The following is a 9,863-nucleotide window of genomic DNA, read 5'->3' on the forward strand; positions in this document are numbered from 1 at the left end:
ATGCATGTTCATTTTATGCAAGCAAAACCCCTACTCAAATACAAACGGTTTTGGGTTCGTGTGTTTCGGTATGTTTATTTGATCAACGATTAAACTTTGGAGGTATTAATCATTACATGCTCCCTGTCTGGAAAGGTGAAGGGCTGGCGACCGCCAAATTCGGTAATATTGCCATTGATAAATTACTTGAGAAAATGCTGTTGTTTGGCGCGGAGAAAAAGAATATTGTTGCAAAAGTGTTTGGAGGGGCAGATAGCCTGGGAGATAATGCAATTTTTGAAATCGGTAAGCGCAATATTCAACTTGCAGAAGATTTGTTATCAGACTACCATATACCTATTATCAGTTCAAATGTTGGAGGAACAGTTGGTAGAAAGATTCTTTTTCACTCAGGTTCAGGCATCGTATACATGAAATTTGTAAACAACCAGGAAAATAAAAATGATACAGAGAATTTTTAAATGTGCAGTAGTAGCCCTTCTTGTTTTGTTCATGTCCGTTTATACTGCTAAGGCGCAGGACGCAAGAGCCAATACAAGCAACAATAATGGTTGGCTTATGTATTTTGGCAATCATAAATTCACCAACAGACTTGGGTTGCATGCCGAAGTTCAGTTAAGGAGGTATGAGTTCTTGTCGGACGACCAACAACTTCTACTTCGCACCGGCCTTGATTACTATCTTAAAGATAACTCACGGTTTACAATAGGATACGCTTTTGTAGAGACTCATCCCTATGGTGAATTTGCTGTGGCAAATGCTTTTCCCGAACATCGTATTTGGGAACAGTATACAACTTCTCAAACTATTGGCAAAGTTAAATTAGCGCATCGATACAGACTTGAGCAAAGATTGATTGGTAATGCGGCAACAGGTGAATTTTCCAACGGAAGGTATGAGAACCGTTTCCGTTATATGGCAAAGGCAACAATTAACTTAACAAAGTGGGAGAAGCCTTTATTTCTGGCCGTTTACGATGAAATCTTTATCAATTTTGGTAAAGATGTTGGGTACAATATATTTGATCAAAATCGTCTTTACGGAGCGCTTGGTCTAACACTGAGCTCTTCCCTTAAATTGGAAGTGGGATACCTTTACCAGGTTGTTCAGCAACGCAGTCTTCAATTAAATCCTTCTGTTCGTCACAGAATTGAAAATAATCACACACTTCAACTTGGGGTGTTCCATACATTATCCTTTGTTAATAATTAGTGTGTTCCAAAATGACAAACTGAGAATGTCTGTAATTGCAGTGTGTGAAGAGTAACGCGACGCTTCATTCTTGCGATGATGACTAATAGCAATGAAAAAAATTAAGGTTTTAATTGTTGATGATTCTGCAGTAGTCAGGCAAAGCCTTGCTTACATTCTTGAAACGGATAAATCCATAGAGATATTAGGTACTGCATCCGACCCATTTATTGCGGCACAAAAGATCGCGAATGAAGTTCCTGATGTAATCACCCTAGATATTGAAATGCCTCGGATGGATGGAATTACTTTTCTGAGGAAGATCATGTCTCAGCATCCAATTCCCGTGGTTATAATTTCCAGTCTTACTGCAAAGGGTACGGAAACTGCAATCCATGCGCTAGAGATTGGTGCTGTTGATGTAGTTAAGAAACCCACGCTCAATAAAGATAGTATTTCAGATGCCGAACACAACATCATAGAGGTCGTAAAGGCTGCAGCTAAAGCAGTGGTTAAGAGAAGAGGTAGTGCTGCGGGGTTGAGACAACCTGTTTCAGTTAAGGCTCTTCAAAACCTTAGTATGCTGCGTACCACAGAAAAGATTATAGCCGTGGGTGCATCTACAGGGGGTACTGAAGCATTGCTGGAATTTTTAAACGATATGCCTATTGATTGCCCTGGTGTTGTGGTCGTTCAGCACATGCCGGAATTGTTCACCAAATCCTTTGCTGACAGGTTAAACAGAATATGCAAGATCTCAGTGAAAGAAGCGGTAAATGGAGATAGTATTTTAAGAGGTCAGGCATTAATAGCTCCGGGTAACAGACATATGGAGGTAAAACGAAGTGGAGCAAGATATTATGTAGAAATAAAGGATGGTAGCCCGGTAAACAGGCACCGGCCTTCTGTTGATGTTCTTTTCTCGTCAACGGCAAAATATGCAGGAAGAAATGCGATTGGAATAATTATGACGGGTATGGGCGCTGATGGTGCGAAAGGACTTCTTGAAATGAAAGAGGCGGGAGCCTACACCATTGCTCAGGATGAAAAATCATGTATTGTTTTTGGTATGCCTAAAGAAGCAATTAAAATTAATGCTGTAGACAAAATATTGCCGTTAAGCCAGATTGCTTCTCATTTATTATCACAGAAGTAATGGAATTAAAAGGGGCAAGACTAGACATTGCCTACAACAGGTACTAGGACACGTGTAGCGCGCGCTTTCCAGGATTGGTATAAACAGGGCGCGTCAGCCCTTCTTTGCTGTATATTGATATTCCTAGTCCTATAAGAACGTTTCTTACAATGTTGTTGATGTTGTGAAAGCTCCAGATCACAAATGCTATTTTGTGCTCCATCTTTAACAAAACATAACTGCTCATCACAAACAAAAATAAATTAAAGCTGAAGTAGAACAGGGTGCTGCTGTTGATTGTGAGAAGTCCAAAGTTTGACATTGTTGTTTGTGTGGAAAACAAATGAAAAAAGTAGGACATACTGTAAACAATCATAAAGAACCCTGTAATAGACCACATGTAAGTCTGGTATACAAAGAAAGATTGAAAGTAAGATGTGATAACAACAAATGCAGCTGCATATAAAAAGAGTCCGGCAATTACCAGGTTTTTCGCTCCTTTGGTGGGGAGTATTTCGTAGTAAAACCACGAGAGAAGCAGGAATACTGTAGTGTAATAAATATTAAAGAGAATAATTGTAGACTTACCCTGTGCAAACAAGATGTACGCAAGTAAATCAGAAAAAGCTGCCACAAGGGTCAGCGCACCTACCAGGTGCAGTGCTCTTGTGGCATGCTTGTATTTTTTAAAGTAAAAAAACAAAGGCAGTGCAACTGAAAGTGTTGACACTAGCCTTATGATTTCTGGAAAACTTGCTGACATTATTTTTTCTACCTACCGCACTTATTGGTATTCAGATACTGGAGGACAAGGAGGGCAAGGGCTGGAAGCATCATATATCGCCATAGTCTCACTTGAAACTCTACTGTTATCTAAAACCAAGTCTCCATTGTAAACGATCAACAAAAGTTGAGGAGATTGGTCAAGGTCATTGATAGCAGGCTCAATATTCAGTGTAGTGAAGAAAGGAATGGTTGAAATGTCATCGAAGATGTTGCTTCCAAAGAAGTGGAATTGTATTTCTCCCGGATGAGCTTCTTCATAATTTTTTGCCCATTCGCGTGCCTTAAATCTGCTTATAGGTGCATTTGTATTGGCATCAATATAAATACGACCCGGAATCGGCGCCCAAACAGTTAGAGACTCATCAAGCGGTGCAATAATAATGTGGCGTTCGCCAGCATCGTCAATTGCATGGTGAAATGTAACACCTGCTAATCCAGTCACAGAATTTAGTGAAGAACTAAGTAATTCTGCTGATACTGCATATCCTGAAGTGTTGGTTCTGCCAGAAGTATTATTTTTTTTCTTATAAGTTTCTAGCCAACGCATCCCCGTTTCCACTGGTATTTGTGTGCCTATATTCTTATAGAAGCTAAGATCATGCACCACAGCTCCCGACTCGTCTTTGCCATCTTGACAAGCAAGCATTGAAGCTGCTACAAATACAACAATAAATGCGAATAGATTTTTCATAATAATCGATTTTCTGATTTTAGAGATTGGGTAATTCCGAAGATTAATACCTTGAAGATCAATTTAGTAACTTCAGATTACCATCTTAACGGATACTTTTACGCAATAAATTATATTTAGATACAAACTAACCGGCAGTTAGTACTTCAAATATACGAGTTAAGATGATTTACCTACGTATTTTTTTTCACCTTCATGCAAGCTAACACCTGAAAGTTTTAGTACAAGGAGCCTTATTTTGAATTTATTCAAAAAAGTATGCCAGCAGCCTGAGCCGCAATACAATAGAAGCCGAGTTGAGTTAACTTTATCTAAGCCTAAACGCCGGTTTTACCGGCCATTTGAGCTTTTTTTCTTTGTAAATTTTACGGTTTTAAGAAAAAAGAAAAGATTAGGATTAGATTTGTAGAAATAATTCCATACTGCCGCTTACTATTGAGTTAAAGGGATTTTTTAACAGAGATTAATGACTAAGGATATAATTCATAAAGTTATTCTACTTGCGGATGATGACTTGGACGATGCGGAAATGTTTGCAGATGTACTTGCTGAAATTGATTCAACAGTAGAATTATATCACGTACCAGACGGGTTTGCCGTGTTCGAGTGGCTGAAGAACCCTGCTAATCCTGTTCCTGACATAATCTTTCTTGATATAAATATGCCGCAAATCACGGGATGGCAGTGTCTCTCTTCTCTAAAGGCCGACGAACTTACGAAGGATATTCCTGTACTTATATACTCCACCTCGTCGCACCATAAAGATAAACAAACAGCCATTGATCTGGGGGCCACTGCTTTTATTACAAAACCTTCTGATTATAAAATCCTTGAAGATTTTCTAACCGCGATAGTGAACGAATTGCACAACAAGGATATCGCGAGTATCATTAGGCGCCTGAGTAATTCACTTCACTTGGAGTAATTCTTTGACAACCATCAATTCCCTTCTAATACTTTTCAGATAGTCAAAAGTAGGTATATTTAGCTTTCTAAAGGCTTTAATAAAACTACTTCAATTTTGGATGGAATCCTCTAAACGGATCATTTATTCCCGAATTATCTTTACTACAGGTATAGTATTGCTTACTTCCTTGTCGGTACTGTTTATATATGAAACCTACCAGGAAAACACAGCTTCTAATGTAGTCTATAGAACAAGTTTGATCAGGCAATCGCTTGAAGAGGTTTTTGCTGCATTAAATGAAAGAGAATCGGCACTCAGAGGATTTGCACTTACTGCTGATCGGGCGTTTCTCACGCGCGACTCACTAGTACATCCGCTTAACAAGCAGATCTCGATACTGGATTCTTTAATTAATGACTCGATACAACAGCAGAATCTTTTACAGCTAAAAGAAAAACTTGACTACTGTATAAACAGGCTTAATAGTCAAAGCTTAAGGCTGAAGGACAAAAACTACTTTAACTCAAACCAATTTTATACCGATCTTAAGGATGCTTCTGTTTGCATGGACTCCGTTGAGGCAATGATCAGGCGCATGCAGGACCTCGAAGAAAATTCGTCTCGCGGACGCACGTTGGAAGCACAGGCACATACAGTCATGGCCACTATAATAGGGGTGGCGGTAAGCATTTTTTCTATGATTGTCTTTATTCTAGCATTCTATTTTATAGACCAGGAATTAAAAAGGTCTCAGAACTATATTAATGAAACGCAAACGCTTAACTCCAAAATTGCAGAAATAAATAAAGAGCTGGAGGAGGCGAACAGAAGCTTGCACGATCTAAACAGCGAATTGGAAGATAAGAATTTTCAATTGGAGAAGTATGCAACTGAATTAAGCTCCTTCACACATATCACGAGTCATGATATGCAGGAACCGTTGCGTAAAATAGAATTTTATATTTCCATTGTTGAAGACAGGGAAAAGGAAAACTTGACAGAAGAAGGTCAGAAGTTTTTCGAAAAAATAAAACAGTCTGTTGGAAGAATGAGGCAGCTTTTTATCAGCATGCTCGACTTTTCACTGACAAATACCGTGGATAACAATATCGAAGATGTTGACCTGAATAATGTTCTCCAACAAACATTAAATTCGTTAAAGGTTTATATTAAAGATACCAATGCGATCATTGAAAGTGAACCTTTACCACAGGTGAAGGGGATCAAATATCAGCTTATACAGCTTTTTGAAAATATTGTTAGCAATGCTATCAAGTTTAGAAAAAATGATGTTATTCCGGAGATCCACATCTCGGTAGAATTAGTTAGTACCAGGCAAAATCTTCGTGGGTTAAAAAATGGAATCAAATATTATAGAATTGATTTCAGAGATAACGGAATTGGCTTCGAGCCAAAGTATGCGGAAAGAATCTTCGAGATTTTTCAACGCCTTATTGCTAAGCAAGATTCCTACGGAGTAGGCATTGGGCTGGCTATATGCCGTAAAATAGCAGAAAACCATGGCGGGATCTTAGTTGCAAGTTCACAACCCAATGTGGGTTCTGTGTTTTCATTTTACATCCCAGAAAGTAAGTGAGCAAAGATTATGTACTTGTAGCATTGAGTACTATTTAAAATGGCAGATAAATATGTTTTGTTGCCAAGGCTCTTACGATTTGAATAGTAACAACATCGTGGTTCCTTGATCTACTTCAGAACCAACCTTTATTGTTCCTCCATGGTCGCTCATTATTTGCTTGGATAAGCTTAACCCAATGCCTGATCCATCTTTTCGTGTTGTAAAGAATGGGGTAAAAATGTGGCTTATTTCTTTTGAGCCAATTCCTTTGCCATTGTCTGTTACTGCAATTACAATAGAACTTCCTTCCCTGTAACCCTTTAATTCTATCTTAGGATCTTTCCTTCCATTCAAAGCATAAATACTATTGGTGAGTAGGTTAATGAGCACTTGTTCAGTCAAAATAGGATCAGCAACTAGCATTAAATCACTGCCTACATTTGTTTTAATCTCAATATTCTTTTCTTCGAGTTGTGGCCTTAACAATGCAATGATAGTGTTAAAGAATTTATGTAAAATTATGGGCTCACGCTTAGGTTTAGGAATTCTTGTTAGTTTTCTGTAGTCTTCTGTAAATTGCAGGAGCCCATCTGTTCTTTTCTGAATTGTAGAAAGAGAAAATCGAATGTCGTTTATAATTTCTTGTGTTAAGTCTTTTGGCTGACGCTGATTTCCATCGCGATCATTAAGCATCATTTGTATTGTTTCCGTTAATGATGAAATCGGTGTAACCGAATTCATGATTTCATGAGTAAGGATACGAATCAGTTTATGCCAAGCTTCAATTTCCTTTTGCTCTATTTCTGAAGCTATGTTTTGAAATGTGATAAGTTTGGTCTCTTTGCCTAAAATGTAAGACGTGCCGACATCTACCGAAAGGTAACCTGAATTAATACCATCTGTCTTTATTTCCAGTAGTTTTCTTCCGTTTTCTCCAACTTCATGCACCAGGTTTGTAAAATCGGGACGAAGTTGCTGAAGTAATTTCCAATTCTTAATTGACTTTGTATGTAGTATCTCCTCTACGGTTGTATTTATTAGAATTATATCGTTTTCTTCTAAAGCTATAATACCTACGCGTATTTGGTTGATAAGCATCTGAAGAAAGTGAAACTGCGCCTCCTTCTCAATCTTAACATCTTTGTACGAATTAATAATTGATATCATACTTTCCTGAAGTAATGAGAACGACTTGCCGAGCTCTCTTTGATTAAATGTAATTGTAAAATCGGAATGTTTTATAGCAAGAAAGAAGCGTGCTAGTTCACGATTGGTCTGATTAATAAACCGAACGAAATCGAGTAATTGAATAATGAGAATGAGTGCAAGGATAATTTGAGTGAAGAATAGTTTCTCATTTCCAAAAATCCTTTCAATGATAATAATATTGGAAAAGAGCAATGCAAGCCTGACTACAATCAGAAAATTGAAGCGTTTGTAAAAACTAAAGGTTAATATGTTATTGAATGCCATGTTTCTTCATTCGCCTGTAAAGTGCTGTTCTTGTCATACCCAAAGCCATAGCAGTTTGTGTTACGTTTCCTTCATTCTCGTCGAGCGATTGAAGAATGAATATTTTTTCCATCTCCTCTAAAGTTTTCGGGCTATGCTGCTCTCGCCTCGCGGTATTGCCACTGATTAATATCTCCGGTTTTTGAATAACTTTTTCCTCAGTTAAAATCACTGCTCTTTCAATCGCATGTTGTAACTCTCTGATATTACCAGGCCAATAATACTTTTGCATCTTGGCAATTACTGATTTATCGATTTTTATTCCCGCCCGCTTATATTTCTTAGTATATATGTTCAAGAAATGGTTCGTGAGAAGTGGTATGTCTTCAATGCGCTCCCTTAGAGGAGGTATTCGAACTTCAACCGTGTTGATGCGATAGAGTAAATCCTGACGGAAACTTTTCTCGAATACCATCTGATGTAAATCTGCATTGGTAGCACAAATCAACCTGAAGTCGATGCTCGTTTCTTTTGGAGATCCAAGCCGCTGGATTTTACGGTTCTGAAGAACTGTAAGAAGTTTGGATTGTAGGGGTAAAGAAAGATTGCCAATCTCATCAAGAAAGATAGTGCCGTGCGAAGCAAGTTCAAACCTGCCTGTTTTATCTTGCTTCGCATCTGTAAAGGCGCCTTTAACATGCCCAAATAATTCGCTCTCGAATAACGTCTCTGTAATAGCACCCAGGTCAACACTAATAAATACTTTGTCTTTTCGGGCTGATTGTCTGTGAATCGCTCTTGCGACAAGTTCCTTTCCTGTTCCGTTCTCACCCAAAATTAAAATGTTCGCATCAGTAGCAGCTACGCGTGCGATTAATTCCGTTACTCTTTGTATGGCAGGAGACTCACCAATAAAATAATAGTAGGGTTGGTCTATCTCATCTTGTAATCTTTCCTGAGTTACTTTTAGTTTTTCAACTTCTTTTTTCGATTGCCTCAGCTGTAAGGCGGACAGTATAGTGGCCAGAAGTTTTTGATTTTTCCATGGCTTTAATACAAAGTCCGTAGCGCCTTGCTTCATCGCTTTAACAGCAAGGTCAATTTCGCCATACGCTGTGATTAATACCACTACTGCCTGAGGGTCTACTTTCAAAATTTCATTAAGCCAATTAAAGCCTTCTTCACCATCATTAATCCCGGCTTTAAAATTCATATCAAGTAAAATAAGATCGTAATCAGTAGAACGGAGTCGATCAGGTATATTATTAGGATCTTGCTCAATGTCTACTGAGAATTCCTGTTTTAAAAACATCCTTCCTGTCTCAAGAATGTCTTCATCGTCGTCTACTATAAGTATTTTTGCTCGGTTCACATTTGAAAGTTATGAAATTGTATCATTTTCATATCATTATGTTGTATCGTTATTGATACAGTGAGAGCTTATTAACCGCGTTTAAATTAAATTAACACTTTAATTATTAATCAGTTACAAGACTGGCTTGGTTTTAGCCGAAGGTGATTAATTAGTTATAAGAATTTATGTTAAAGAATTATCTCACCATTACACTGCGGAATTTTATTAAGAACAGAAGCTATTCTCTTATTAACATCCTCGGGCTTAGTATCGGTATTACGTGTTGTGTCGTTATTTACCTTATTATCACTCAGGATCTTAGTTTTGATCGCTTTCATACCAAGGCTGATAAAATTTACCGTGTGGTTAGAATTAGCGAGAACGCATCAGGAGAAGATTTTGGAAGTGCTACGCCATATCCGTTTGCGAAGGCATTTAGAAATGATTTCCCTGAAATTCCGTTCATAACACAATTCCACGCCGAAGGTGAGACGCTAGTTAAGGCAGGGAGTGAAAAACATCTTATTGAAGATGTAATGTTTTGCGATAGCTTATTTTTTAAGGTCTTTGACTTTGAAGTAATAAGTGGCGATCCTTCTAAAGATCTTGGTGAACCCAACAAGGTCTTTCTTACGCAATCAACAGCCAAGCGTTTGTTTAAAGATGGGAAGGTTACAACCATAAAATTGAATAATAAAATCGAGGCAGAAGTAGCTGGTATCGTTAAAGACCCGCCATCAAATTCTCATATCCAGTTTAGCGTTATTG

The 9,863-nt window shown here is 38.0% G+C and carries 10 protein-coding genes; 6 read left to right on the forward strand and 4 right to left on the reverse strand.

Going from position 1 to position 9,863, the window contains the following annotated elements:
• The first annotated feature begins 116 nt into the window (after positions 1–116).
• From KK060_RS17270 to KK060_RS17280, 3 genes are all read left to right on the forward strand, one after another.
• Complete coding sequence (locus tag KK060_RS17270) at positions 117–461, forward strand: chemotaxis protein CheD (RefSeq protein WP_254155023.1); 345 nt, start codon at positions 117–119, stop codon at positions 459–461.
• Positions 442–1,212, forward strand: a complete 771-nt coding sequence (locus KK060_RS17275) for a DUF2490 domain-containing protein (RefSeq protein WP_254155024.1) — start codon at positions 442–444, stop codon at positions 1,210–1,212. The genes KK060_RS17270 and KK060_RS17275 overlap by 20 nt, the downstream gene beginning before the upstream one ends.
• A 91-nt stretch (positions 1,213–1,303) precedes the next feature.
• Positions 1,304–2,347, forward strand: coding sequence for a protein-glutamate methylesterase/protein-glutamine glutaminase (locus KK060_RS17280; protein WP_254155025.1), 1,044 nt, complete (start codon positions 1,304–1,306; stop codon positions 2,345–2,347).
• A 43-nt stretch (positions 2,348–2,390) separates the two neighbouring features.
• On the opposite strand, the gene KK060_RS17285 is transcribed toward KK060_RS17280, so the two are convergent.
• Together KK060_RS17285 and KK060_RS17290 are read right to left on the reverse strand one after the other, a co-directional pair.
• On the reverse strand, positions 2,391–3,089 hold the full coding sequence (locus KK060_RS17285; RefSeq protein ID WP_254155026.1) for a hypothetical protein: 699 nt from the start codon (positions 3,087–3,089) through the stop codon (positions 2,391–2,393).
• A 21-nt stretch (positions 3,090–3,110) separates the two neighbouring features.
• Positions 3,111–3,803 (reverse strand): hypothetical protein, encoded by a 693-nt coding sequence (locus tag KK060_RS17290; RefSeq protein ID WP_254155027.1) that lies wholly within the window; start codon positions 3,801–3,803, stop codon positions 3,111–3,113.
• A gap of 466 nt (positions 3,804–4,269) precedes the next feature.
• On the opposite strand from KK060_RS17290, the gene KK060_RS17295 reads away from it, so the two are divergent.
• Together KK060_RS17295 and KK060_RS17300 are read left to right on the forward strand one after the other, a co-directional pair.
• Positions 4,270–4,728, forward strand: a complete 459-nt coding sequence (locus tag KK060_RS17295) for a response regulator (protein WP_254155028.1) — start codon at positions 4,270–4,272, stop codon at positions 4,726–4,728.
• 100 nt (positions 4,729–4,828) lie between these two features.
• Complete coding sequence (locus KK060_RS17300; RefSeq protein WP_254155029.1) at positions 4,829–6,307, forward strand: sensor histidine kinase; 1,479 nt, start codon at positions 4,829–4,831, stop codon at positions 6,305–6,307.
• Positions 6,308–6,379: 72 nt separating this feature from the next.
• On the opposite strand, the gene KK060_RS17305 is transcribed toward KK060_RS17300, so the two are convergent.
• Together KK060_RS17305 and KK060_RS17310 are read right to left on the reverse strand one after the other, a co-directional pair.
• Positions 6,380–7,762: a sensor histidine kinase gene (locus KK060_RS17305; RefSeq protein ID WP_254155030.1), complete on the reverse strand. Its 1,383-nt coding sequence runs from the start codon at positions 7,760–7,762 to the stop codon at positions 6,380–6,382.
• Positions 7,749–9,113, reverse strand: coding sequence for a sigma-54-dependent transcriptional regulator (locus KK060_RS17310; RefSeq protein ID WP_367397501.1), 1,365 nt, complete (start codon positions 9,111–9,113; stop codon positions 7,749–7,751). Before KK060_RS17310 ends, KK060_RS17305 begins: the two co-directional genes overlap by 14 nt.
• Positions 9,114–9,280: 167 nt before the next feature.
• Between KK060_RS17310 and KK060_RS17315 the strand changes: the two genes are divergently transcribed.
• Positions 9,281–9,863 (forward strand): ABC transporter permease (locus KK060_RS17315; RefSeq protein ID WP_254155031.1); only part of this gene is annotated, 583 nt, incomplete at its 3' end.

The organism is Chryseosolibacter indicum, assembly GCF_018598585.1.
GTDB lineage: Bacteria > Bacteroidota > Bacteroidia > Cytophagales > Cyclobacteriaceae > Chryseosolibacter > Chryseosolibacter indicus.